The following is a 25,441-nucleotide window of genomic DNA, read 5'->3' on the forward strand; positions in this document are numbered from 1 at the left end:
ATGTTTTCCCGTTTTTTTATTCACCGGCCTAAGTTTGCGCTGGTCATTTCCATTGTCATTATTGTGGCCGGCATTCTGGCAGTGACGGCATTGCCCGTGACTCAGTATCCGGACATTACGCCACCTCAGGTGCAGGTCAAAGCCACCTACACAGGTGCCAATGCACAGACCGTGGAAGAAACCGTTGCCACGCCCATCGAGTCCATGGTCAACGGCGTCGACGATATGCTGTACATGAGCTCCACCAGTGGCAATGATGGCAGTTATACCCTGACGGTGACTTTTAAAGTCGGCACCGACCCCGACCAAGCTGCGGTGAATGTGCAAAACCGCGTCGCACTGGCCTCCGCTAGTTTGCCGCAGGATGTGGTGCGCCGCGGCGTGACGACACAAAAACAATCCAGTTCGATGTTGATGGTCATTGCGCTGACATCGCCCGACGACAGCCTCGATAACCTATTTATGAGCAATTATTCGTCGTTGTACGTCGAAGACGCCATTGCCCGCATTAATGGCGTCGGTGGTGCCAGTCAGTTCGGCAGCCTGGAATACGGTATGCGTATTTGGCTTGATCCTGACCGTCTGCAAGCATTAGGGCTCACCCCCAATGACATCAGCAATGCCATTCAGAACCAAAGCGTGCAAGCGGCACTGGGGCAAATTGGTGCGCCGCCCGTCACAGACGAGCAACAGTTTCAATTCACCATTACCAGCAAAGGCCGTCTTAGCGAGGTGGACGAGTTCAACAACATCATTGTGAAAACCAGCAGTGATGGCTCGCGCATTTATCTAAGAGATGTGGCACGAGTTGAGCTGGGGTCACAAACCTATGGCTTTGAGATGCGCGTCAATGGCAAACCCGGTGTGCCCTTCGGTGTGTACCAAAGCCCGGGCGCCAACGCCTTGGACGTTGCCGATCAAGTCAAAGCGGAAATGCAGCGCTTAAGCCAGTACTTCCCCGAAGGCTTGGAATACCAGATATTTTACGATTCCACCAAGTTTGTGCGCGCCTCCATTAACGAGGTGATCGAAACTCTGGTCATTACCTTTATTTTAGTGGTGGCGGTTACCTTCTTATTTTTGGGTGATTGGCGCGCCACGCTGATTCCTTCAGCCACCATTCCTGTGTCTCTAGTAGGTACCTTCGTGGCACTGCAGCTGGCCGGGTTCTCCATCAATACCATTTCTTTGTTCGCCTTGATTTTGGCCATTGGTATCGTTGTTGATGACGCCATTGTGGTGGTGGAAAACGTCAAACGGCATATGAAAGAAGACAATATCAGCGCCAAGGAGGCCACCGACAAAGCCATGGGTGAAGTCTTTGGCCCGGTGATTGCCACTACATTAGTATTATTAGCGGTGTTTGTTCCTGTCGCCTTTATGCCGGGTTTAACCGGCAAACTGTACACTCAGTTTGCTGTGACCATTGCCGTCGCAGTGTCCTTGTCGTCACTCAATGCCCTGACCTTATCCCCAGCGTTATGCGCTCTGTTGCTGAAACCCGACAGCGAGGCCAAAGGCTTTTTTGCCTGGTTTGACCGCAAGGTCGATGCCGCCCGGAAAAAGTACGTGCTCGGCGCTGTGTTTCTCAATAAACGCGTACCCGTCACGCTGGCCATGCTGGCAGTGATTTTTATTGCTACTGGCTATTTATTTAAAGCAACGCCCACGGGCTTTATCCCCTACGAAGACCAAGGGGCATTTTTTGTCGACATTTCACTCCCACAAGGTGCATCGCTGAATCGCACCACCGAGTTGGCGGTAGAAATCGACCAGAGCTTGCGCGATATTCCGGAAATTGAACGCACCATGATGGTGTCGGGTTTTGGCTTAATTGGCGGAGCGGCGTCGAGCAATGCCTTTATGTTGCCGGTATTAAAAGACTGGGAAGAGCGACCGGATACGCCCTGGTACGTTACCTTCCAGCGAATGTCGCAGCAACTGCAGGCCGTGCCAGGTGCCAACGCGTTTGGTTTTCCCCCGCCCCCGATTCCAGGTTTGGGTAGCGCAGGTGGCCTGGAAGCCAACTTGCTCGACCTGGCCAATGATACGCCGCAGGCGCTGTCGCAAGTGGTCAATAGCTTGATTTTGGCGCTCAACGATTCTGCCAAAATCAAACAGGCCTTTAGTTTTTACAATGCCAATAATCCACAGTTAGAAATTGTGCTCGACCGTGAGAAAGCCGCCAGCCTGAATGTTTCACCGGCCATGGTATTCAGCACGCTGCAAAGCCAGCTGGGGTCATCTTACGTCAATGACTTCAGCTTGTATGGCCGCAATTACCGCGTGATGCTGCAAGCTGAAAGCCGTTTTCGCGATAATATTGCCGACATCAATGATATTTACGTGCAGTCCGCCAGCGGTGCTCAGGTGCCCATTGGTTCCATCGTTGATGTGCGCCAAGTGTTGGGGCCGCAGAAGTTGGATCGCTACAACACCTACCGCAGTGCGGGCCTGAACATCACACCCGCCGACGGCCTGAGCACCGGTGAGGTGATGAGCGAAGTTGAAGCCATTGTGGCGACGGTGCTGCCCGAAGGTTATTCCCTCGACTGGACCGGTACGGCGCAGCAGGAACGAGAATCTGCCGGGTATGTGGTGCTGATTTTCTCGTTATCTCTGCTGTTTGCATATCTGTTTTTGGTGGCGCAGTACGAGAGCTGGACCATTCCGGTAGCGGTAATCTTATCCGTCAGTGTGGCCATGATGGGGGCTTTGCTACCGCTGTATTTAATCAATGGTCTCGATAACAACCTTTATGCGCAAGTCGGCCTGGTGATGCTGATTGGTCTGGCCAGTAAATCCGCCATTTTGATTGTCGAGTTCGCCAAGCAACTGCGGGAAGAAGGTCAATCCATTTTAGAAGCAGCGGAGCAAGCCGCCAGCCTGCGTTTTCGCGCGGTGATGATGACGGCGTTTTCCTTCATTTTGGGTGTTGCACCTTTAATTGCTGCCACCGGCGCTGGCGCCATGAGCCGCATTTCCATCGGTTTTGTTGTGCTTTCCGGTATGCTGTTCGCTACCGTGATCGGCATTTTTCTGATTCCGGCCTTATACGTTGTCATGCAAACGCTGCGGGAGCGGGTAAAAACCTGATAGGTGACCTATGCCGTTAATAAAAAAACGCGGCCTAGGCCGCGTTTTTTTATTGGTCGGTATCCAAGTCTTCCGCCCGGTGGCGCTCACTCACCTGCTCATGAGCCTCGCCCCAAGTGCGGTTAACTTTACGACCGCGTTGCACTGCCGGGCGGGCGGCAATCTCTTCGGCCCAGCGCTGAACATGTTTGTAGTCTTGCACCGCCAAAAACTCGGCTGCGTTATACAGCTCACCACGTGCCAGTACGCCATACCAAGGATAAATGGCAATATCAGCAATGCTGTATTCATCGCCGGCCATGTACTGGCGCTGCGCCAGATTGCGATCCAACACGTCTAGTTGGCGCTTAGCCTCCATGGTGAAACGATCAATGGGATACTGGTATTTTTCTGGCGCATAAGCGTAGAAATGGCCAAAGCCGCCGCCCAAATAAGGCGCGGACCCCATCTGCCAAAATAGCCAGTTAAGCGTTTCAGTGCGCACAGATACATCAGTCGACAATAGCTCATTGAATTTTTCAGCTAAGTACAACAATATCGAGCCGGACTCAAACACCCGCACAGGCTCAGGGCCGGAACGATCGAGCAAGGCTGGAATTTTTGAGTTCGGATTAATCTCAACGAAACCACTGGCAAACTGATCGCCCTCGCCAATGTTAATTAACCAAGCGTCATATTCTGCACCTTGGTGACCCAATGCCAGCAGCTCTTCCAGCATAATGGTGGCTTTGACGCCATTGGGCGTGGCCAGCGAATATAACTGCAGCGGGTGTTCACCCACCGGCATGTCTTTGTCATGGGTGGCACCGGCCACTGGCCGGTTGATGCTGGCAAACTGGCCACCGCTGGGTTGCTCCCAGGTCCAGACTTGCGGGGGAACGTATTGATCGCTCATCGCTTTTCCTCATAATTCGGTCGTATTACTCGGTCGTATTACTCGGTCGTACTACTCGGTTGTACTAGAGAGTGACGCCAATGGACCTCAGCAGGCCAGCAATGGTTGCCTCTCGCAGATGAAACACTGCGTTTTAACCATAGGCGATGTTGTTAAATGACAACACTGCGATGACTGTGGCGTTAAGCCAAACCTAGCAGCCAGTGCTTTAGCTTGGGCACTAAGGTGCGCCAAGGCAGCAGCGGCACAATGATCAGCGCCATACCGAACAAGCTCAACCAATCGGGTACCTCGGCAAACCAGGCAATGCCCATTAAGGTCACAAAAATCAGCCCGGTGTATTCCGCCATCGATATTTGATCCGCTGGGGCTTTTTTATACGCCAGTACCGCCAAGCCGTTATAAGCCAATACACACACGGCGGTCATAAATACCCAGCCTACTAGCGGCCAGCTCAATGGTTGCCAGTACGCTAGCGCCAGCACGCCGCTTATTGGCAATGAAAAAAGCGACGTCCAAAATAGTGTTGTTACCACACTTTGCTCTGCTGGCAGTCGCCTTGCTAACAAGTGAAAGATGGCCACGCTGACGGCGGTTCCCAGAGCAAACCATGCAGCCCAATGAAACTGTGATGGCCTAAGCACCACCAATACACCGACAAAGCCGATCAAGCTGCCAATCACTTTACTCGCCTTGGGCGCCTCATTTAATAGCCATACCGACAACGGCAACATAATCAAAGGGGCGGTGTAAAAAATGGCATTGGCCGTCGCCAGTGGTAGATAGGTGATGGCCATCATGGTGCAGCCACTGCCGACCATAATCAGATGAGCGCGCACCAAGGTGACACCGTTGTGGCTCAGCGCGCGTTTGTGCCTTTCCTGGCGCAGCCAGAATGGCAACACGATCAGCAACGACATGCACTGGCGCAAAAATGTGTACTGTACCGCACTGATATCACCATCAAGGTTTTTCACACTGACATCGGCCAGCGACGCGATAAAGTTGCCAAGCACCAATAGGGCGACTGCAACGCTGGTGTTGGTCATCGGTTGCGGATCATATGGATATGCGGAATATCGTCTTCAAGGTACGTGTCTGATATCTGCACAAAACCATGGCCTTGATAAAAAGCCTTTAGATACAACTGTGCGCTGATTTCAATGTCAGCCTGCGGCCAAAGGCGTGTGCACTGCTGCAACGCTTGCTGCATCAACTCATGGCCTAGGCCTGTGCCACGCTGCTGCTGACGGGTGACCACACGGCCAATGCTGGCGGCGTCATAGCTGATACCTGGCGCTAATAAACGCGCGCAGGTAACGGGCTGATCGTCGATCCAACCCACCAACTGATATGCTTCAGGCAACAGATCCTTATCGTCCATGTCTTGATAGGGGCAAGTTTGTTCCACCACAAACACTTCGCTGCGTAGTTGCAGCAATCGATACACTTGCTCCGCCGTCATTTCAGCGAGTGGTAATAAGGTCCAGCGTGTCATGCGTTCTACTCCGTTACAGGGATGCGCAGAGTAATCACATCGCTATGGAAAGGCATTAACCTTTGTTAACCAGGGAATGCCGCTGGCTAAGACTGGCGCTTTTTTAATCGCGCAATGATGCGACTGAGGCTGATCGGTGTGATGCCTAAATAGCCCGCGATCTGATAGTCCGTCAGACGGCCGATCAGAAACGGGTAATTTTGACAAAAGTAGAGATAACGCTGCTCCGGGCTGTTGAGCAGCAAGATGCGCTCTTTGTTTTCTTTGTGCCTCAGCTGTGTTTCGACCAACCGCACATAAACCGGGTGCTGGGCATATCGCCACTGCTCCAATAGCGATACCGGTAACGACACCAGCTGGCACTCGCTGAGGGTTTCTTGCTGATATGGCGCAGGCAAGCCACTGATTAAGGGCTCAAAACCAATGATCCAATCCCCCTCCCAGTAAAACTCCTTGCTAAACGCCTTACCCTGCTCTGTCAGATAACAAGCATGACCGACCCCAGAGTAGAGCCAATGGATATGACTCAAGTGTTGTCCCTGCGCTACCAGACAACTGCGCGCTGGCACTGTGCGGCACTCGGCCTGTTGAACCATCAACTCAATATCGGCCTCGACCCAGCCTTGCTGATGTAAGAAGTGGACAAATGCCGTTTTCATAAAAGTGTTTATCAATTGAGACGGTAGAGATTATGGCATAGAGCGCCGAGCCGTATTGGACTGGCAAAGCTCATTGCTAAGGCCTGTTAACACTATTTATATCTTTGCTGCTGGAAGTCAGTTTGTTTGAGTAAGGCATGAGAAGTGTGGTTTGGCGGGTTAAATAGGCAACGAATAACGCGACTCATGGAGAAACGGACTCCAGCTCTTCGGGGCACGTTGGTGTCAGTCCTGGCAAGGCTAAATTCCCAAAGGGCGAGCTCAAACGGCGAGCTGCGGATTCATAGGCTATTGTTAAACGTCATGCACTGGCTATTAGTGCACTTCAGCAAGTGCGGCGTCACTGCCATAAAAATGCTCCAACACGGAGCTTTGATTACAAAATTGCTCTAATAACGACCAATAAATCGCTTGATAAATGGTATTTTTACTTTCATCACAGGCACTTATAGATCACAAAAGTAGCAGCTACAAATGGTTACAACTGCACCACAATGTTACCCATAGAATCAGTCCTGCCTCTCCTCGGTGCGGGCAACACCAGAACACATAAGCTGAAAAGTTCGATCTTCTATGCGACCTATCGTGCCAATCACAATTATACAAAAGTAGTATATTGAGGCACATCTATTATAACTCCTAGCCTTTCATAAGATATTTGGCCCAAATTATCCAAAAATATGGAGCGAAACATTACAACATTAGGTACCCAATAAAAAAACTTGGCCCACCTCCTGCAACGCAGTGTTCCGAATCCCTAGATAGCATCTGAGTTTCAGATACCCAGGAGAATTAAAATGAAAAAGACACTGCTTTCGAGTGCAGTCGCTGGTGTATTCAGCACTACTGCTTTGATCGCTCTGCCGCTGGTGGCAGTAGCCGATGAGCAATCTGCACAAGAAACTGTTGAGGAAGTCTTAGTTACTGGCTCCAGCATTCAACGCAAGGACTTAGAAGGCTCTCTGCCAGTACAACAACTCGATGCCGCTCAGTTGGAAGCCACTGGCGCTCTGGATGCAGCAGAACTGATGACCAAACTGCCATCCATGCAGAACTTTGTCACACCATCAGACAGCGTAGGTGGCCAAGGGGGCGGTCTAGCCACAGCCAATGTTCATGGCCTGGGTCCACAATACACTCTGGTGCTGATTAATGGCCGCCGGGTAGCGCCATCAACGTCTGATGGCCAAGTTGATATCAGCCATATCCCAACAGCCATGATTGAGCGCGTCGAAATCCTAACCGATGGTGCCAGCGCGTTATACGGATCAGACGCCATTGCCGGTGTGGTTAACTTTATTCTGAAAAAAAACGTTGATCGTACCACGATTTCAGCCCGCGCAAATCGTCCCACCAATGAGGGCGGAGACAGCCAGCGCTTTGACTTAACCACCGGTTTTGGTGATCTATTTGAGGACGGCTTCGAGGTGGTGTTTGCTGCTAGCCGGGTTGAACAAGAGCAGCTGGCCGGTGTTGATCGTGATTTTGCGAAAACAGGTTTTATTACCTTTCAACCTTCAGGTCACGACCGTAAAGCATTTTTCTTTAATGGTTCTCCAAACGCCATCCCAGGCAATGCCAAACTGCAGGACAGCACAGGTCGAACCGTGCGCTCGTTAAACCCCTATCGGGAAGTGAATGGTCAATGTGCTGAAAACAACACACCTTCAGGAGACAGCTGCCAGTTCGACTACACCTCAACGCTGGAAATCATGCCTGAGAAAACCACTGACTCATTTTTTTTAGGTGCTAATTTCCAGTTGGGTGATAACGTTACAGTATTCACCGATGTTACTTGGTCCAATCGTGAGTTAACCTCACGCGTTGCACCATATCCAACAGGCGACGTTGTTCTGGCACTCGATTCAGCAGCCTATACAGAGAGTTTGGCGCCACTGTTAACTGACGAAGAACGTGCAATGGTTGAATCGGGTGAACTAACGGCTGTCGGCAACTGGCGAGCTTTGCCCGCCGGCAACCGTACTACCGATTACACCTCTGAATCTTTAAACTTCACCCTAGGAGCGGAAGGGTACTTTGGTGATGTCGATTTCAATACCGCTCTGGTTTACTCCAACATTCAGCAAGATGAAGCCTACCCAACTGGCTGGCTGTTAAGAGAAGAGTTCAATGCTGCCATCGGTCGTGGTGATTTCAATATCTTTGTACCGCCATCAGAATTGACCGTAGAAGAGCAAGCAGCATTAGACAGCACCATATTCAGCGGTACTTGGACAGAAACCGATACTGAAATGTTGGGTTTTAATGCCAACGCTTCTATGCCGGTGTTTGCGATGAGCGGCGGCGATGCTCAGTTGGCCTTTGGTGTCGATTATTATGACAACAGATATGAAGACAAACCATCTCAAGCTAACTTAGATAGGAAAATCTTATTCCTGTCATCGGATACTCCGTTTGACCTAGAACGCTCTCAATACGGTGCCTTTACCGAAATGCTACTGCCGTTCGCTGAAGGTGGAGAAGTATCGTTGTCCGCACGTTACGACGTCATTGGCGGTGTAAACAGTGACGGCAAAGAAATCAGTGATGATCTGAACGACCTGACCTACAAGTTAAGCGGTAAATACGATTTGACCGAAAGCCTGACAGTGCGTAGTGCCTATGGCACTGGCTTTAAAGCACCATCGTTGTTGGCCATCGGTATTCCTGTACGTGAGTTTGGTGTAACATCTGGCACATTTGATTGTCCATTCGAAGATGCTGACCCACGTTCTGCTTGGTGTATTCAGCAATCAGCAGGGCCTGCTCAAGCGCACGTATTCCAAGGTGGCAACACCGAGCTTGAGCCAGAAAAGTCAACTCAGTGGACTGCAGGCTTTGTATTACGCACCGACACCGACACCAACATCACTGTGGATTACTGGAATGTAAAAATCGAAGATCAGGTTGATCTTTTGACTGAACAGCAGATTTTCGGCGATCCAGATAAATACAGTGCGAATTTCGTTACCAAAACCAATGATTCCACAGGCTTTGAAGAGCTGGCAATTTTGCAAGAGTACTTCAATATTTCTGAAGCCCAGCGCTCTGGTGTCGACTATCGCTTTGAACAAAACCTATACCCAGACTTCGGTTCAGTTAACCTGGCTTTGAGCGGTACGCATATGATCAAGGCCTGGAGCTCTTCTTTTGGTTCAAACTTAGACGAGTTCGGCTCAGATAATGAAGTTACCTTCAGCAATAAAGTGAAGCTGGAAACTTCTGTAGCCGTTGGCCAGTTTAACCATCATGTGACCGTCAACTATCAAGGTGGCTATCGCGATAAAACCCAAAATGTTGAGTATGTAAACGATGATGGTTCATTGAGCGGTGAGTTCTTCGACTACACAGGTCGAGTACCGGCTTATCATACAATTGATTACCAAGGCCAGTTCTTAGCCATGGAAGACGCACTTAAGATAACACTGGGTGTCACCAACATTGCTGATAAAGAGCCACCCTTGTCGTTACGAGACAGTGGTGCCGGTCACCAGGTTGGTTTTGACCCACGCTACTTCGATGTCAACGGCCGTACTTGGTACGCGGGTGTTGCGTATAGCTTCTAATACGCTTTACACAGTGCGTTAAATCAAAGCCACTCGCCTGCGAGTGGCTTTTTTTATGCATAAAAGCTCTTTCTTATCAAAAAAACACTGGCACGACTTGCGTTAAGAGGAATTATTAGACAGAAAAATCGTGGGTTTAAATTGTAAACTTAGTTCACAATCACTAAAAATAATCGCAAAAACTAGTCCTTTCTTCCCGTTTACACCCAGCCTTTTTAACCTAATCATCAGTAAGTCTTCATTACAAATGATGACACCTGTTTGCCTCCCCAACCGGGTAGCAAAATAATCATCCAGCTCAGGTTAAGGCCCAGAGCGCTATAAAAAACAGGAATAATTATGATTAGAAGGAACCGTCTAACTCCTCTTGCAGCTTTGATTCCGGCGTTGATGGCTATGCAGTCTCTGCCAGCCAGTGCGGGTGATCATCATGCCGCTGAAATTCAGGAGCAAGAAGCCATAGGTCGTCACCAATATAAGGTGGTGGCACCGAGCGAAGATCTGGCCGTAAAAGCGAAAATTTCGTTTCATGCCCAATTAATATCGGAGGATCGTGAGCACGGTCATATCCTCATGTCGCTGACCGCTGAAGAAGTGGAAAAGCTCAAAGCCTTTGGTTTTGAAGTGACGTTGGAACCTGTTGCATCGCCTAGCCTATTAGATAGCTCCAGCGCTCCCTTGATCGGCCCAAATGCGGTACCCGGCTTCAGCTGTTATAAAACGGTTGAGGAAACCTACGCCGCGGCCGAGGATTTCGAACAACAATACCCCGATTTAGTCGAGTGGATTGACGTCGGTAACTCCTGGCAAAAAAATGCCGGCAATGGCGGCTACGACATTAAAGTGCTGAAGCTGACCAACAAAAACAACAGCAGTGCAAACAAGCCGGTATTATTTGCTAATTCGGCCATCCATGCGCGCGAACTGGCAACCGCACCACTGAACTTGGACTTCGCCCGTTATCTTCTAGAAGGCTACGGCACCGACGCCGACGCCACTTGGATTCTGGATCACCATGAAGTTCATCTGATGCTGCAAAGTAACCCAGACGGACGCAAACGCGCCGAATCACAGGCCAACGGCTCGCTGCCGGACGGTTATATGTGGCGTAAAAACGACAACAGCAACTACTGCAGCTCTTCCAGTCGCAGCCGCGGTGCGGATCTGAACCGCAACTTTACGTTTAGCTGGGGCTCCGTCAATGGCGGCTCCAGTGGCAATCCATGTGACTTTACCTATCGCGGCCCAACCCCAGGCTCGGAGCCAGAAACTCAAGCCATCGAAGGCTACATTCGCAACCTGTGGCCAGACCTGCGCGGCCCAGGCGACAACGACGCAGCACCAGCAACGACCTCGGGTATCCACATCGATATTCACTCTTTCAGCGAACTGGTACTGTGGCCATGGGGCACCACCAGCCAACCAGCACCCAATGGAACAGCGCTGCAAACCTTGGGGCGTAAATTCGCGTTCTTTAATGGTTATATGCCGCAGCAATCCGTGGGTTTGTACCCCACCGACGGCACCAGTGACAGCGTCAGCTATGGCGAGTTGGGTGTTCCTTCTTATACCTTTGAGCTCGGCACGGCCTTCCGCCAAAGCTGTAGTTCGTATGCCAGCACCATCAAACCTGACAACCTGCCGGCACTGATTTACGCGGCCAAGGTCGTACGTACACCGTACATCACCCCAGCAGGCCCAGATGTATTAGACATTACGCTCAGTGGCGATGCCGCCAGCACGGGTGTGCTGGCTGGAACCGCAGTGGATTTGCGTGTCAGCACCAGCGATACACGCTTCAGCAGCCGTAATGGCAGCGAAGGCACACAAACGATCCAAGCAGTGGAATATTACATTGGCAAAGCGCCGTGGGAGCCCAATGCCGTGCCGACCGCGTTGGCAGCAGAAGATGGCAGCTTTAATCAGAAAACAGAGGCTGCCGTCGCCACCATCGACACCACGGGATTACCACTGGGCAAACATCTGGTATACATACGCGCACAAGATGCCAATGGTACGTGGGGCGCGGTCAGTGCAGAGTTCATCAACATTGTTGATGACGTACCGGCAGGCAACTACTGCGACGCCAAGGGAACTGACTTCAGCTACGAATGGATTGAAGAAGTCAGAGTCGGTGCATTCAGCAAAAACTCTGGCCAAGCCACGCAAGGCTACAGCGACTTCACCTCCGAGGTAATCAACCTAAGTCCTGGCAGCACCAGCTTCACCTTGACCCCTGGCTTTAATAACAGCAGCGGTTACCGCGAGCGCTGGAAAATCTGGCTTGACCTTAATGCCGATGGTGACTTTGACGATGCCGGTGAAACACTGTTCTCCAGCGCATCCGGCTCAAGCGCTCCAGTGAACAGCTCGTTTACTTTGGCCGCACCGACGCAAGAAGTGAAAACGCGTATGCGTATTGCAATGCGCTACAACAATGCGCCGTCGGTGTGTGGCGACTTTGACTACGGAGAGGTAGAAGACTACAGCGTGGTTATCTCACCGCGCTAACACGCCACTCTATTAATTTTATTTTTATCACCAATAGGAAAGCGGAGTTTCAGTAAAATGAAGCTCCGCTGCTGTTAAAAAAACGCCATCTACACCACAGATTCACGACATAAATTACGTTTAACACAGACACGCAACAACCATTAACCGTCACTTACCCAAATATACACCCATTAAATACCGGGATTTTAAGCTAAAAACCGCACCAAAATCGTGCTTTTAAAATCTCATCCTGAAATCTCAAGGAAAACCGAACAATATCCCAGAGCGTTAAAATCATTGCTTTGATTGTCACATCAAATCAATCAAAAAAATCATATAAAAATAACTTACTGAATATTTCTTATTTCTCTTTCCCGATGCCTAGCTAGCCTGAAAACGTCGAATGAATCGACACGCCCGGACAGCCACAAGCCAACGGGCACAATAATAATTCCCACAAGGAAATCAACATGAAGACATTCAGTAAGGCGATGACGGCTGCAGCGATTTTGGCTGCTTCCATAGGTGCTCATGCAAAACCAGAAAATTTCATTACAGCAAGCTCTAGCAATGCCATTGAGAACAGCTACATCGTTATTTATGAAAATAACACTATGTCGCTGTCCTCTGCCGAAGACTTTGTCACGCAGCAAAGTAATTTACTGCAGACACAATTTGGTGTTCGGGTACAAACCCAGTGGCACGGTGCGGTCAATGGAGTGTTGGTCGAAGCCAGCGCACAGCAAGCGGAAGCCATTGCGCAACAAGCAGGGGTTGCTCTGGTGGAGCAAAACCAACGGGTTCAAATTGATCCACAAGAAGCCGTGCAAAATAATGCTACCTGGGGGTTGGACCGCATAGACCAACGCGATCTACCGCTGGACAGCACTTACAACTACGACTTTGACGGCAGCGGTGTGACTGCCTACGTCATCGACACTGGGGTGCGCAACAGCCATGTGGAGTTTGGTACGCGCTCACGCAATGGTTACGACTTTGTAGACAACGACAATAACTCCGATGACTGCAACGGCCATGGTACTCACGTGGCGGGCACCATTGGCGGCAGCACCTACGGTGTTGCTAAAAATGTCGACATCGTCGGCGTGCGCGTGCTGAGCTGTAGCGGTTCAGGTACAACCGCCGGTGTTATCAATGGCGTCAACTGGGTCGCCAACGATGCCAGCGGCCCCGCTGTTGCCAACATGAGCCTCGGTGGCGGTGTGTCACAGGCACTCGACTCTGCGGTTGAAGCCGCCGTGCAAAGCGGTGTGAGCTTTATTGTTGCAGCCGGTAATTCCAATGCCGATGCCTGTAATTCCTCGCCAGCCAGAGCCACCAATGCAGTGACTGTGGGCTCCACCACCAGCAGTGACTCGCGCTCCAGCTTTTCCAACTACGGCACGTGTTTGGATATCTTTGCACCTGGCTCCAGCATCACCTCGGCTTGGCACACGGGCGACAATGTCACTCGCACCATCAGTGGTACCTCGATGGCGGCGCCTCATGTCGCCGGTGTCGCCGCACTGCTGCTGAGTGAAGATGCGTCACTCACGCCCGCTCAAGTGACCGCTTCTTTGGTCGCTCGCTCAAGCGCCAACAAAGTCTCTGATCCACGCAGTGGATCGCCAAACCGTTTGCTGTACTCCCTCGAAGGTGATGGCGGCCCCATCGACCCACCAGTCACCGAGTTGCAAAATGGCAAGCCTGTGCAAGCCTCTGGTGCTCAAGGCAGCCAGTTATTCTACAAATTAGCGGTACCGGCGAATGCCGAGCAACTCGTGGTTGAGTTGTCTGGTGCACAAGGGTCTGGTGATGCCGATTTGTATGTCTTACGTGGCAGCAAACCGCAGCTGGATACCTACGATTGCCGTCCATACATTGGTGGCAATAATGAGCGTTGCAGCTTCGACAACCCAGAAGCCGGCGACTGGTACGTTATGCTGCGCGGTTATTCCAGCTTTAGTGACGTGCAGTTAACCGCCACTTACAGTGCCGGCCAATGTTCGGATGATAATTGTTTGAGCAATGGCGTACCGGTTACTGACCTGTCTGCCAACCGTGGTGACGAGCTGTATTACCAAATACTGGTGCCCGCCAACTCGACGCTGACCGTCGACATCAGCGGCAGCAACGGCGATGCCGACCTGTATGTGCGTAAAAACACCAAACCAACGTTAAACGACTACGATTGCCGCCCTTATCAGAGCGGCAGTACCGAGCGCTGCCAAGTGACCACCAGCATGGATACCTTGGTGCATATCATGGTACGCGGTTACACCCGCTTCTCAGGAGTGACCTTGCAAGCCAACTTCACCTCGAATTAACCCAGCGCAAGGCAATAGGGCACTCGCCCTATTGCCGTTTTTCACTCAGCCATGACCAAACGAAAATGGCGCCATTGCGGCCAAAAACTCAGCCAGAAAGCACTCATCACTAATAGCAGCCACCACTCCAACGTCTTCTGCCACTCTAACTGCGCGACCGACAACACCAGATAAGCTCCTAGCAATAACCATTGCATATTAACCAGTCGCTGGGGCCACAATAGTTGAGCGCAGTTCAACCAGGGTTGTGATTGTTGGCGCTTCAGCCAATGCATGGTGCGGCTCTGAGCCAACGACATCGCGATCCAAAAAACGGCCGCTGCAGAGGATTGAAATTGCCAAGGAATGTTCTGTGCATCGGGCCGCAACAGTGCAATGGCAATTGCCAGTCCCATACAGGCCAGACCAGCAATAAATAGACAATGACGCACCGACCACATGGGCAGTGTTGGCGAGGTGAATAACAACCATGCTTTCATGCTGTACCACCAACACCACCAAACAACGACAGTGGCAAACATACCAGCGCGAAATACAAACGATATCGGGTCAGGAATGCCGATTTGCCAAACTCCAACACAATGGGCCAGCCATGGAATGCAGGCATCTGTCGGACTGATGTACCACAACAGCAACAGGCAAACGATCAATGTTGTTAATGGCAATATAAAAGCCGCCAGGCATAATTTTTGTGCCAGTGTGACGTTAGAAGTGCTCATGCGGGGAACTCCTGCTCCAGTCGCGTCAGGCGGAATGTGTGCCAGTCCCAATAAGCTGAGAGATAAAACAAGCTACTTAACGTCGCCAGCCACCACTCAAAAAAAGCGATCATGCCATCAAACTCCCAGTCCATGATGGTCATCACGATCAATACCAGCAGCATCACTAATTGAATCGCCGCCAGTACTTCTTTGGCGATAATGTGGCTGAATTTAATGCCCAATTGATCACGTAGCTGACGCATGCGCACTGTCATCATGATTTGACAGATGGAGTTAGCAAGAAAAAACAACCCGGCCGTGACAGCGTGAAAACGCCATAGCGTTCGATGGTCACGACTGGGGATAAGGTTCTCACCCAGTATCACCATGGAGGCAATGATCAATACACTGGCAATCACGGCGATCCACACAACGGCATGAAACCAGCCGACCAGCGGCGCCTGCTTGACGGACTCCAACCAGGCACGTACGCAATACCACCATAAGATAAACACCACCGCCGACATGGCGATGCCGGCACGAAGAATGTAGGCCGCAGGGTAATAGATACCGGTCGAGGTGATGGTGGCGCAGCCCTCAATATAGGGGATGCACAATGGCTCATGCCCGGCCATCACCGTCAAAGCATAACTGACGGCAATGGTCACGACAGGGATGAGAAACGCCATCAGCGCAATTCGCTGCGGCAAAGTGGCTTTAAACAACAACATCCCTGTCTCCTGTGATCGAGTTATTCTCTAGATATCAGGCGAATCTCTTTCCAGTCCCAAAATGCGGATAAGAAATACAGGCCAATAAACAACGTAGCCCACCATTCGATGATGCGCTTGCCATGGCTCATTTCCACACCGACAGTGACACCGGCAAAGGCGACAAACATAAACCACAATATCGCCATGATGGCCGACTTAATCCGAAAAGACGGCACCAACAGACCTTTCTTTTTGGCTTTCACAATCAACACATAATTGATGGTCAAAGCAATCAACATGCCTTGGAAAAACAAATTGGCCCCTTTCACATGCACGGCCCAGCGAGTGGCATCTTTTTCCGGCAACAATACCGCGGTACCGACCAACAACCCCAGCGCTGCCAACCAGCCAAAAAATTGCATGCTGTTCAGTGCTTTTTTGCCGGCGTACTCAGACAGCCAGGCGCGCATAGCAACCCACCACACCATAAAAAACGCACAAGCTGCAATCATGCCACCACGGAAAATAAACCCTGCATCGCCCTTCATCCCGGTATGAGTGATGTCCGTACAACCGTCGATAAATGGGTTACAAATGGCTGCGGTTTGCTGCGCAGCCGCGACGCCATAGGTTAGGGCAATGGTTCCCATGGAAAAGATAAAACAGAGCAAAGCAATGCTTTGGCCAAAAGACATCTGTATTTCCTACTGTAAATTAAATGGCGCCCGAAGGCGCCGATGGATAGTTACTTTGCCGCCGATAAGGCTTGCTCAATATCCGCCAGGATATCGTCGACATGTTCGATACCAATGGAAAGGCGTACCAAGTCTGAGCTCACACCCGCACTTTTGAGTTCCTCTTCATTTAACTGTCTATGCGTGGTCGTAGCAGGATGACATGCCAATGACTTGGCATCACCAATATTGACTAAACGTTTGATCATTTGCAGCGCATCAATAAACCGTGCACCGGCTTCTGATCCCCCCTGAATACCAAAGCTCAAAATGGCCGATGGTTTACCTGAGGTCATACGCTGAGCGATTTCATAGTGGCGACTGTCTTTCAAACCGGCATAGTTGACCCAAGAGACTTGCGGATGCTGTTGCAGGTATTCAGCCACCACCTGTGCATTGGCCACATGTCGATCCATGCGCAGTGCCAGTGTTTCCAGCCCTTGCAAGATTAAAAAGGCATTCATCGGCGACAATGCAGCGCCCATGTTACGCAGAGGTACAACTCGCGCGCGGCCAATAAACGCAGCTTCTCCTAACGCCTCAGCGTATACCACGCCATGGTAGGACGGGTCAGGTTCGTTAAAGCGCGGAAAACGCGGGTTGTCTTTCCAGTCGAATTTGCCCGAATCAATAATAATACCGCCGACGGTCGTGCCATGACCGCCAATGTATTTGGTCAGTGAGTGCACCACAATATCCGCACCGTGCTCGATGGGACGACACAAGTAGGGAGTGCCCACTGTGTTGTCGACAATTAACGGCACACCATGGCGATGTGCCATGTCTGCCAGCGCCTTCATATCAACAACATTGCCCGCTGGGTTACCAATCGATTCACAATAAACCGCTTTGGTATCGTCATCGATCAAGGCTTCCAACGCTGCAATGTCATCACCCGATGCCATGCGAACGTTAATGCCCTGTTGCGGCAGCGTATGCGCAAACAGGTTGTAAGTGCCGCCATACAACTCGCTCACGCTGACGATGTTGTCGCCCGCGGCGGCCAGCGTTTGCACCGCTGCCGTGATAGCCGCCATGCCAGACGCCATCGCCAGGCCGGCGATGCCGCCCTCCATCGCCGCCACACGCTGCTCCAACACATCGTTGGTGGGATTCATAATGCGGCTGTAAATATTGCCCGGCTCTTTTAAGTCGAACAGGTCAGCGCCGTGTTGGGTGTCACGGAAGCTATATGAGGTGGTTTGATAAATCGGAACAGCCACCGCACGGGTAGTCGGATCTTCGCTGAAACCAGCATGAATTGCCTGTGTTTCCAGTTTCATAGCACTAGGCCTCTGTTGTGTTTAGTAAGGGGACAAACAGCGCTACAGTCTAACAAACCTGCTTTGATGAAGAAGGGTTTTCCAGGTCAGTTCATCCCCTTCTATGTCAACAAGCGTGGCGCTCACGTAAACTAGCGTCGACAAGTTTCACAATGGGATCTGGGTGTGGCCAAAAAGAAAACCGCGTATGTCTGTAGTGAGTGCGGCGCCGACCACAATAAGTGGCAAGGGCAATGCTCCGGTTGTGGCGCTTGGAATACCTTACAGGAGTTTGTCGTTGCAACCGCCAAAACCGCCAGTCACAGCCAGCGCCTTGCTGGCTATGCCGGAGCCACGCAACAACTGACGCGCCTGGATCAGGTCGACCTCAATGAAGTACCGCGCTTTAGCAGCGGCATGCAGGAGCTTGACCGAGTATTAGGTGGCGGCTTGGTTCCAGGCTCTGCCATTTTAATCGGTGGCCACCCAGGTGCGGGGAAATCCACCCTATTGCTGCAGGTGATGTGTTATTTGGCAGCGCACATGCCAGCGCTCTACATCACCGGCGAAGAAAGCTTGCAACAAGTTGCCCGGCGAGCAAAACGTTTGGCGTTGCCGATGGATCAACTGCATTTGCTAAGCGAGACCAACGTTGAGCAACTGACCAACACACTGCAGCAGCAAAAGCCCAAAGTGGTGGTCATTGATTCGATTCAAGTGATGCATTTGGATGGTATCGAATCAGCGCCCGGTAGCGTGTCGCAAGTGCGTGAAAGCGCGGCACATTTAACCCGCTATGCCAAGCAAACCGATACAGTGCTGCTGCTGGTTGGCCATGTCACCAAAGACGGCACACTGGCTGGGCCGAAAGTGCTGGAGCACATGATCGATTGCTCCATTATGTTGGAAGGCAGTAACGACAGTCGCTTCAGAACTTTACGCGGTATAAAAAATCGCTTCGGTGCTATCAACGAGCTGGGCGTCTTTGCCATGCTCGACAGCGGCCTCAAAGAAGTAAAAAACCCCAGCTCTATTTTTCTTAGCCGCAGCGAAGACGCCGCGCCCGGCAGCGTGGTAATGGTCATTTGGGAAGGCACGCGGCCGTTATTGGTAGAAATCCAAGCGCTGGTGGACGACAGCCACTTTGGCCACCCCAAACGTGTTGCCGTGGGGTTGGATCAAAACCGCATGAATTTATTATTGGCAGCGATGCACCGACACGGCGGTATTCATCTGGGCGATCAGGATGTCTATGTGAACGTCGTTGGGGGAGTCAAAGTGGCCGAAACCAGTGCCGATCTGGCGCTGTTGCTGGCAGCGCTGTCGAGCTTTCGCAACCAGCCACTGCCGCAAGAGTTAATCGTCTTTGGTGAAGTGGGATTATCAGGTGAGATTCGCCCAGTACCATCCGGTCAGGAGCGGATCAAAGAAGCCGCTAAACACGGCTTTAAACGCGCCATTGTGCCCAAAGCCAACATGCCGAAACAACCGATCGAAGGCATGCAGGTGCAAGGCGTAGACACCTTGCAGCAAGCCATCGAATTAATTTGATGCTTCAGCGTCGTTTTCCAGTGGCGCATCGCCGGGCAGCTGCCTTTCTGCGCGCTCACGATGATCGCGAGCATCGCTGCCCTGCAAATGCTCGACTTGCCGATGCAGCGCCGCTTTGGCCAGCATGTGCGCCGAAATCGGCGCAGTGATAAACAGAAACAAACTGATCACCAGCTCGTGAATGCTTACCGAGCCTTCGTGCAATGTGTGCACCACCATCGACGCCAGCAGCACAGAGCCAATACCCAACGTCGTGGCTTTGGTCGGCGCGTGTAAGCGGGTGAAAAAATCGGGCAACTTGACCAAACCGATCGAGCCGATCAGCACAAAAATTCCACCGATAATCAGCAGCGCAGAAACCAGTATTTCAATCCATTCAGCCATAACTTACTCGATAATGTCGCCGCGAAGCAGATATTTGCACAGCGCCGCCGTGCTAACGAAGCCCAGCATCGCGATCAGCAAGGCTCCTTCGTAATACAAGGCAGATAAGTTATAAATGCCCAGCAATATGATTAAAGCGATGCTGTTAATGTACAAGGTATCCAGTGCCAGAATGCGGTCCGTCAGACTGGGACCCAACAACAAACGCCAGACATTCAATGCAAGCGCAACCAGTACCATCCCAGCGGTGATTTTTAACGCCAACTCTAGCATGCAAAAATCTCCTTCAGACGACGCTCATAGCCATGTTTGATCGACGTAATGAGCTGCTCTTCATTTTCCAAATGCAACACGTGAATGTATAACCAGCGACGATCAGTCGACAGATCCACACTCACCGTTCCCGGTGTCAGAGAAATGGTACTGGCCAATACGGTTTGCGGAAAATCGCCGGTTAAATCCAGCGGAAATGCAACAAAACCAGGGCGCAAAGAACGATTGGGGCTGAGTACTCGTCGGGCGACGTCCAGGTTGGACAAGATGATGTCCCACAGCAATACCAGCACGTAGACCGGAACCTGCAGTGGTCGATCAACCCGAGTAGTCGCCGCGGTAAAGCGCGCCGCTACCATGCCAATCAGCCAAGCCAAAATGGCACCCAACACCATGTGCCCAGCGCTGAAATTATTCAGCAACGACCATACAAACCACAGCAATAAGCTGTGTACTGGCATCGGGAATAAGCGACGAATCATGGTTGTACCTCCACCGGCTCAGGCAAGGCCAGTCCGCTGTAAAGCTCACTGGCGGCACTGGCGCTCAGGTCGGTTAATGGACCGGCGAAAACTACCATGAGCAGCGACATCGACAGCAACATATACAGAGCCAACCACTGCAGTCCATGGGCTTTGACATCACTCCCAGGTTGCCCTTGAACGCGCCAAAAGATGCTGGTGCCCGCGCGTGAAAAGACCACCAAAGCCGCCAACCCGGATATTAATAATACCGACCAAACCCACGCCATCATGTCGTGCGACACGGTGGCTTGCAGCAGCCATACTTTGCCCAAAAACCCTGACAGCGGTGGCATTCCCACCATCGCCATCGCCAAAATAAAGAAGGCTATGCCAAGTGGCACCGCTTGCGGTAACGGTTTGGCTTTCACGAAGCGATCTTGCGCCTGCCCACGCTGCTCTTGAATAAGCCCCGCCAGCAAAAATAGCGCTGCCGACATCAAAGTACTGTGAAGCAAATAATAAATGGCCGCCGCGGTCGCTTCTTCAGTTCCCACAGCAATGCTGATTAACAGCGTGCCTGCCGACACCACCACTAGGTTGGCGGTTAATACTCTTAATGTTTGGCTGGCCAAGGCTGCCACGGCTCCCACTGCAATGGTCAACAGGCCCAGCACCCACAACCAGTCACTGGCCAAACCGCTCAACTCACCCGCATGATCACCAAACACCGCCGTATGAACGCGCCAAATACTGTAGATACCGACCTTGGTCATAATGGCAAACAAAGCGGCTACCGGTGCCGACGTCATCGAATAGGTTCGCACCAACCAGAAATGCAGCGGCAACATGGCCGACTTCAAACCAAACACCAGTAGCAGCAATAAGCCACCGGACTTGGCCAGAATGATGTTGTCATCACTCAATTGGCTGGCTTTTTGCGCCATGTCCGGCAGGTTCAAGCTGCCGAAACTGGCGTACAAAATACCCAAACCGATCAGGAAAAACGCCGAGCCGATCAAATTCAGCAGCACATAATGGACCGCCGCCTGAGTCCGATGCTTACCGCCACCATGAATGAGTAGCGCATACGAAGCTATCAACAGAATTTCAAAGAACACAAACAGGTTGAAAGCATCTGCGGTTAAAAAAGCACCGTTAATGCCCATCAACTGAAACATGAACAGAGGTTGAAAAAACGGTCCACGACCATCGTCACCCGCGCAGGCATACCAGTGAGTGGTCATCGCCAGAATTGCCGTCAATATCAGCATTAAACTGGCCAGCTGGTCGGCCACCAATAAAATACCAAAGGGCGGGTGCCAGTCGCCTAGGCGATAGAGTGAAGGCCCGTCGTTGACGGCTTGCCCCAGCAGCAACACTGCTACTACCAATAGGCCCAAGTTGGCAGCCATCACCAACGGCCGTTGACGCTCCAGATTCTGATGAAACGGCGGTAACAGCAAAATAATACCCACTAACATGGGCACCAATACTGGGAAAAAAACTAAATGCTCAGCCAGTGACACGAATTATTCTCCCTGAGCCTTTTTACGCTTATTCAGCACATCGTCACGCACTTTGCCATCGACTTGGTCGTTGCCCAAATCAGCACGTGCACGCAACGCCAAAATGATGGCAAATGCAGTCATGGCAAAACCAATCACAATGGCCGTTAATACCAACGCTTGTGGCAGCGGGTCAGCCGGGTTGCTGCTTTGCCCCAATATCGCCGCCTGATTGACAGAAAGACGGCCCGTAGCGAACAAAAATAAGTTCACGGCATAAGATAACAGCGTTAACCCCAGTACCACCGAAAAGGTATGACTGCGCATAACAAGATACACACCGCCGGTCGTCAACACGCCGACACAAATCGCGAATACAGTTTCCATCAGTTCGATACTCCGGGTTTGGGTCGCTCACTAGTGGTCAGCTTGCCCAAGTTAGCCAGGATCAACAGCGTTGCTCCAATCACAGTTAAATACACGCCCAGATCAAATAGCAGTGCACTGGCCAGTTCAAACTTACCGACCACCGGCCAATCGAAATAATCAAACCAAGTGGTCATAAATGGACGACCGAATAACCAGCTCCCCAGCCCAGTGGCGACGGCAATCAATAAACCAGCAGCTATGACGCCGTGATAGCTGGAGGCGCCACGGTCTTTCATCCAATCAACGCCATGTGCAACGTATTGTTGAATTAACGCGATTGCCGTAATCAAACCAGCGATAAAGCCACCGCCTGGCAAGTTGTGGCCGCGCAAGAAAATATACGCAGACACCAATAACGCCAGTGGCAGCAACGACTGAGACACCATTCCCAGCATCATCGGGTGTTTGTCTGCAGACCATGGGCGGCCACGATAATCGCTCGACGGAACGAACAAACGCATGCCCGCCAGCAACTTAAAGATACCGAGCGCCGCGATCCCCAGCACCACGATTTCACCCAAGGTATCGTAACCACGGAAGTCCACCAGAATCACATTCACCACATTGGTGCCGCCACCCAGCGTTTTACTGTTTTCTAAGAAATAGCTCGAAATACTGTCGAATGGACGGGTAATAATGGCGTAGCACAAGGTACCCACCACGGCGCCGACCAATGAAGCGACGGTTAAATCGCGCACGATGCGTTGCGGCGGTGAGTCACGCAAACTGGCGTGTTGCGGCAAAAAATATAGCGCCAATAAGAACAAGATGATGGTCACCACCTCCACCGACAATTGCGTTAACGCCAAGTCCGGCGCGGAGAAATATGCAAAAGTGATGGAAACAATCAAACCAACAATGGAAATCAACACCAACGCCAGCAGACGACGATGACTGAACACCACGGTCGTAATGGTGCCAATAATAAGAATCAGTGCCGCCGCAATGACCGCCCAATTTAATGGTTGCTCCGGCCGGCTGCCCAGCGCTTCTTCTAACTGCAACATCGGCCAGCCAGCAAACACTAACGCGGTAACCACCAGCGCAAAGGCGTAACGCTGCAAGGAGCCGTTATCGAACCACTCGGTAAAACGCGTAGCCGCCGCCACAATGCGTTGCACGATGCGTTCAAATTCCAGCTTGGCGTCGCGCTCAATAAACTGATCCTGAAAAGAGAACAGATGTCCGCGGTTGTAGTACAGCCAAGCACCACCGGCGACCGCCAATCCACTCATCAGCAGTGGCAAGTTAAACCCGTGCCACACCGATAAGCTGTAGTCCGGCAAGGCTTGACCCACCACGGCACCGGCGGCCGCACGCAGTAATTCGCCAACACTCCACTCCGGCACAATGCCGACCAGCAAACAGAGCACCACCAGTACCTCCACCGGCACTTTCATATAGCGCGGTGGTTCATGCGGTGTTTTGGGCAAGTTAATCGGCTCACCATTAAAGAACACGTCATGGATAAACCGTACCGAATAGGCAACGGCCAGCGCCCCAGCAATAGTCGCCATGATAGGAATCACCCACGACAAGGAGCCAAACGTCGACTGATGTAAGGTTTCGGCGAACAGCATTTCTTTCGACAAAAAGCCATTCAACAGCGGCACGCCCGCCATCGATGCGGCTGCCACCATCGCCAGGGTCGCTGTGTGCGGCATATACTTCCACAAGCCATTGAGCTGTCGCATATCACGTGAGCCGGACTCGTGATCAATAATGCCAGCAGCCATGAATAACGAGGCTTTAAAGACCGCATGATTAATAATGTGAAAGACTGCAGCAATGGCCGCCAGCTGGGTGTTCAGACCGAACAACAAGGTGATCAAGCCCAAATGACTGATGGTCGAATAGGCCAGCAGACCTTTCAGATCGTGCTTAAACAAAGCCGTGTAAGCCCCGACTAACAAGGTCGACAGCCCCACCAGCGAGACGGTGATAAACCACAAATCCGACTGTGCCAGCACCGGGTAAAAGCGCGCCATCAAGAAAACGCCCGCCTTTACCATGGTGGCGGAGTGAAGGTAAGCGCTGACCGGCGTTGGCGCCGCCATGGCATGAGGTAACCAGAAATGAAACGGGAACTGCGCCGATTTGGTGAAGGCACCCAACAATACCAAGATCATAATCGCCGGATACAGCTCACTGGCGCGAATCAAATCACCGCGTTGCAGCACTTCTGACAAGGTGTAGGTACCGGCCACCTCACCCAATAGAATCAGACCAGCCAGTAATGCCAAACCGCCAGCACCTGTGATGGTGAGCGCCATGCGCGCGCCTTTACGGGCTTCGGTTTTATTGCTCCAGAAGCTGATCAGCAAAAAGGAGCTGATACTGGTGAGCTCCCAAAAAAACCACAGCTGCAGCAAGTTATTCGACAATACGATGCCCAGCATCGCCGTCATAAATAGGATCAAATACGCGTAGAACCGCCCCATGTGATCCTGCGCCGACAAGTAATAGCGTGCATACAAAATCACCAGCAAGCCAATGCCCAAAATGAGCAAGCTAAACAGTAGCCCCAGCCCATCCATATGAAACGACAGACTCAGCCCTAGCTGTGGCACCCAATTGAAAGCAACGACCAAAGACTTGCCCGCAAACACATCGGGAATGGCTTGCAGCACCAACGCCAGCGCCACCGCTGGCAATACCGCAGTGAGCGCCGCCGATTGGCTGCGACTCAGACGAGTGGTAACAAGTGGCACCAGAGTGCCCAGCAAGGGCAGTAGTGGGATCCACAGAAGATTCATGACAGAGCACCCGCAAACAGTAAAATTATGGGCGCAGAAGGGCCCTGTTTATAACTGATAATCATAATACATAGAATGATAGCGTCGCTTTACCGTTCGACAAGCATTACGCTGTAAAAGAGTGCCAGATTGGCG

Annotated in this window: 19 protein-coding genes; 5 read left to right on the top strand and 14 right to left on the bottom strand. The window is 51.6% G+C overall.

The window, feature by feature from the left end; translation table 11 throughout:
- Window positions 1-3,096, top strand: coding sequence for an efflux RND transporter permease subunit (locus CHH28_RS01545; RefSeq protein ID WP_094058659.1), 3,096 nt, complete (start codon window positions 1-3; stop codon window positions 3,094-3,096).
- A 49-nt stretch (window positions 3,097-3,145) separates the two neighbouring features.
- On the opposite strand, the gene yghU is transcribed toward CHH28_RS01545, so the two are convergent.
- The 4 genes from yghU to CHH28_RS01565 form a co-directional block, all read right to left on the bottom strand.
- Entirely contained in the window at window positions 3,146-3,991 is an 846-nt protein-coding gene (gene yghU, locus CHH28_RS01550) for a glutathione-dependent disulfide-bond oxidoreductase (protein ID WP_094058660.1), read from the bottom strand.
- 182 nt (window positions 3,992-4,173) lie between these two features.
- Window positions 4,174-5,040 carry a DMT family transporter gene (locus CHH28_RS01555; RefSeq protein WP_094058661.1) on the bottom strand — a complete coding sequence of 289 codons (867 nt, stop codon included), beginning with the start codon at window positions 5,038-5,040 and terminating at the stop codon, window positions 4,174-4,176.
- Window positions 5,037-5,489, bottom strand: coding sequence for a GNAT family N-acetyltransferase (locus CHH28_RS01560; RefSeq protein ID WP_094058662.1), 453 nt, complete (start codon window positions 5,487-5,489; stop codon window positions 5,037-5,039). The genes CHH28_RS01555 and CHH28_RS01560 overlap by 4 nt, the downstream gene beginning before the upstream one ends.
- Before the next feature lie 86 nt (window positions 5,490-5,575).
- Window positions 5,576-6,148 carry a Crp/Fnr family transcriptional regulator gene (locus CHH28_RS01565; protein ID WP_094058663.1) on the bottom strand — a complete coding sequence of 191 codons (573 nt, stop codon included), beginning with the start codon at window positions 6,146-6,148 and terminating at the stop codon, window positions 5,576-5,578.
- 797 nt (window positions 6,149-6,945) lie between these two features.
- Here CHH28_RS01565 and CHH28_RS01570 point away from each other — a divergent pair.
- The 3 genes from CHH28_RS01570 (at window position 6,946) to CHH28_RS01580 (ending at window position 14,534) form a co-directional block, all read left to right on the top strand.
- Entirely contained in the window at window positions 6,946-9,714 is a 2,769-nt protein-coding gene (locus CHH28_RS01570) for a TonB-dependent receptor plug domain-containing protein (protein WP_094058664.1), read from the top strand.
- Window positions 9,715-10,110: 396 nt separating this feature from the next.
- Window positions 10,111-12,225, top strand: coding sequence for a M14 family zinc carboxypeptidase (locus CHH28_RS01575; protein ID WP_233243704.1), 2,115 nt, complete (start codon window positions 10,111-10,113; stop codon window positions 12,223-12,225).
- Between the two features lie 452 nt (window positions 12,226-12,677).
- A complete protein-coding gene (locus CHH28_RS01580) occupies window positions 12,678-14,534 on the top strand; it encodes a S8 family peptidase (protein ID WP_094058666.1) in 1,857 nt (618 codons plus the stop codon).
- A 41-nt stretch (window positions 14,535-14,575) separates the two neighbouring features.
- On the opposite strand, the gene CHH28_RS01585 is transcribed toward CHH28_RS01580, so the two are convergent.
- The 4 genes from CHH28_RS01585 to CHH28_RS01600 are packed head-to-tail and all read right to left on the bottom strand — an operon-like array spanning window position 14,576 to window position 17,965.
- Complete coding sequence (locus CHH28_RS01585) at window positions 14,576-15,253, bottom strand: hypothetical protein (RefSeq protein ID WP_094058667.1); 678 nt, start codon at window positions 15,251-15,253, stop codon at window positions 14,576-14,578.
- On the bottom strand, window positions 15,250-15,966 hold the full coding sequence (locus CHH28_RS01590) for a hypothetical protein (protein ID WP_094058668.1): 717 nt from the start codon (window positions 15,964-15,966) through the stop codon (window positions 15,250-15,252). The genes CHH28_RS01585 and CHH28_RS01590 overlap by 4 nt, the downstream gene beginning before the upstream one ends.
- Before the next feature lie 20 nt (window positions 15,967-15,986).
- Window positions 15,987-16,643, bottom strand: a complete 657-nt coding sequence (locus CHH28_RS01595) for a hypothetical protein (protein ID WP_094058669.1) — start codon at window positions 16,641-16,643, stop codon at window positions 15,987-15,989.
- Between the two features lie 50 nt (window positions 16,644-16,693).
- On the bottom strand, window positions 16,694-17,965 hold the full coding sequence (locus tag CHH28_RS01600; protein WP_094058670.1) for a bifunctional O-acetylhomoserine aminocarboxypropyltransferase/cysteine synthase: 1,272 nt from the start codon (window positions 17,963-17,965) through the stop codon (window positions 16,694-16,696).
- A 165-nt stretch (window positions 17,966-18,130) separates the two neighbouring features.
- On the opposite strand from CHH28_RS01600, the gene radA reads away from it, so the two are divergent.
- Entirely contained in the window at window positions 18,131-19,495 is a 1,365-nt protein-coding gene (radA, locus tag CHH28_RS01605) for a DNA repair protein RadA (RefSeq protein WP_094058671.1), read from the top strand.
- Here radA and CHH28_RS01610 read toward each other — a convergent pair.
- The 6 genes from CHH28_RS01610 to CHH28_RS01635 are packed head-to-tail and all read right to left on the bottom strand — an operon-like array spanning window position 19,487 to window position 25,306.
- The gene (locus CHH28_RS01610; protein ID WP_094058672.1) at window positions 19,487-19,879 is read right to left on the bottom strand and encodes a Na+/H+ antiporter subunit G; all 393 of its coding nucleotides are present in this window, start codon (window positions 19,877-19,879) and stop codon (window positions 19,487-19,489) included. The genes radA and CHH28_RS01610 overlap by 9 nt on opposite strands.
- A 3-nt stretch (window positions 19,880-19,882) precedes the next feature.
- Entirely contained in the window at window positions 19,883-20,152 is a 270-nt protein-coding gene (locus CHH28_RS01615; protein ID WP_094058673.1) for a K+/H+ antiporter subunit F, read from the bottom strand.
- Window positions 20,146-20,634, bottom strand: coding sequence for a Na+/H+ antiporter subunit E (locus CHH28_RS01620; protein WP_094058674.1), 489 nt, complete (start codon window positions 20,632-20,634; stop codon window positions 20,146-20,148). Before CHH28_RS01620 ends, CHH28_RS01615 begins: the two co-directional genes overlap by 7 nt.
- Window positions 20,631-22,142, bottom strand: coding sequence for a monovalent cation/H+ antiporter subunit D (locus CHH28_RS01625; protein WP_094058675.1), 1,512 nt, complete (start codon window positions 22,140-22,142; stop codon window positions 20,631-20,633). The genes CHH28_RS01620 and CHH28_RS01625 overlap by 4 nt, the downstream gene beginning before the upstream one ends.
- Before the next feature lie 3 nt (window positions 22,143-22,145).
- Window positions 22,146-22,508 (bottom strand): Na+/H+ antiporter subunit C, encoded by a 363-nt coding sequence (locus tag CHH28_RS01630; RefSeq protein WP_094058676.1) that lies wholly within the window; start codon window positions 22,506-22,508, stop codon window positions 22,146-22,148.
- Window positions 22,508-25,306: a monovalent cation/H+ antiporter subunit A gene (locus CHH28_RS01635; protein WP_094058677.1), complete on the bottom strand. Its 2,799-nt coding sequence runs from the start codon at window positions 25,304-25,306 to the stop codon at window positions 22,508-22,510. The genes CHH28_RS01630 and CHH28_RS01635 overlap by 1 nt, the downstream gene beginning before the upstream one ends.
- Window positions 25,307-25,441 lie beyond the last annotated feature (135 nt).

This window comes from Bacterioplanes sanyensis, from assembly GCF_002237535.1.
Lineage (GTDB): Bacteria > Pseudomonadota > Gammaproteobacteria > Pseudomonadales > Oceanobacteraceae > Bacterioplanes > Bacterioplanes sanyensis_A.

Excerpts from the sequence above, each read along its gene's own strand:
- CHH28_RS01585 (WP_094058667.1), bottom strand. The coding sequence starts at position 15,253 with ATGAGCACTTCTAACGTCACACTGGCACAAAAATTATGCCTGGCGGCT.
- CHH28_RS01595 (WP_094058669.1), bottom strand. The coding sequence starts at position 16,643 with ATGTCTTTTGGCCAAAGCATTGCTTTGCTCTGTTTTATCTTTTCCATG.
- CHH28_RS01615 (WP_094058673.1), bottom strand. The coding sequence starts at position 20,152 with ATGCTAGAGTTGGCGTTAAAAATCACCGCTGGGATGGTACTGGTTGCG.
- yghU (WP_094058660.1), bottom strand. The coding sequence starts at position 3,991 with ATGAGCGATCAATACGTTCCCCCGCAAGTCTGGACCTGGGAGCAACCC.
- CHH28_RS01555 (WP_094058661.1), bottom strand. The coding sequence starts at position 5,040 with ATGACCAACACCAGCGTTGCAGTCGCCCTATTGGTGCTTGGCAACTTT.
- CHH28_RS01600 (WP_094058670.1), bottom strand. The coding sequence starts at position 17,965 with ATGAAACTGGAAACACAGGCAATTCATGCTGGTTTCAGCGAAGATCCG.
- CHH28_RS01620 (WP_094058674.1), bottom strand. The coding sequence starts at position 20,634 with ATGATTCGTCGCTTATTCCCGATGCCAGTACACAGCTTATTGCTGTGG.
- CHH28_RS01545 (WP_094058659.1), top strand. The coding sequence starts at position 1 with ATGTTTTCCCGTTTTTTTATTCACCGGCCTAAGTTTGCGCTGGTCATT.
- CHH28_RS01565 (WP_094058663.1), bottom strand. The coding sequence starts at position 6,148 with ATGAAAACGGCATTTGTCCACTTCTTACATCAGCAAGGCTGGGTCGAG.
- CHH28_RS01635 (WP_094058677.1), bottom strand. The coding sequence starts at position 25,306 with ATGAATCTTCTGTGGATCCCACTACTGCCCTTGCTGGGCACTCTGGTG.
- CHH28_RS01575 (WP_233243704.1), top strand. The coding sequence starts at position 10,111 with ATGCAGTCTCTGCCAGCCAGTGCGGGTGATCATCATGCCGCTGAAATT.
- CHH28_RS01580 (WP_094058666.1), top strand. The coding sequence starts at position 12,678 with ATGAAGACATTCAGTAAGGCGATGACGGCTGCAGCGATTTTGGCTGCT.
- CHH28_RS01570 (WP_094058664.1), top strand. The coding sequence starts at position 6,946 with ATGAAAAAGACACTGCTTTCGAGTGCAGTCGCTGGTGTATTCAGCACT.
- CHH28_RS01630 (WP_094058676.1), bottom strand. The coding sequence starts at position 22,508 with ATGGAAACTGTATTCGCGATTTGTGTCGGCGTGTTGACGACCGGCGGT.
- CHH28_RS01610 (WP_094058672.1), bottom strand. The coding sequence starts at position 19,879 with ATGGCTGAATGGATTGAAATACTGGTTTCTGCGCTGCTGATTATCGGT.
- CHH28_RS01560 (WP_094058662.1), bottom strand. The coding sequence starts at position 5,489 with ATGACACGCTGGACCTTATTACCACTCGCTGAAATGACGGCGGAGCAA.
- CHH28_RS01590 (WP_094058668.1), bottom strand. The coding sequence starts at position 15,966 with ATGTTGTTGTTTAAAGCCACTTTGCCGCAGCGAATTGCGCTGATGGCG.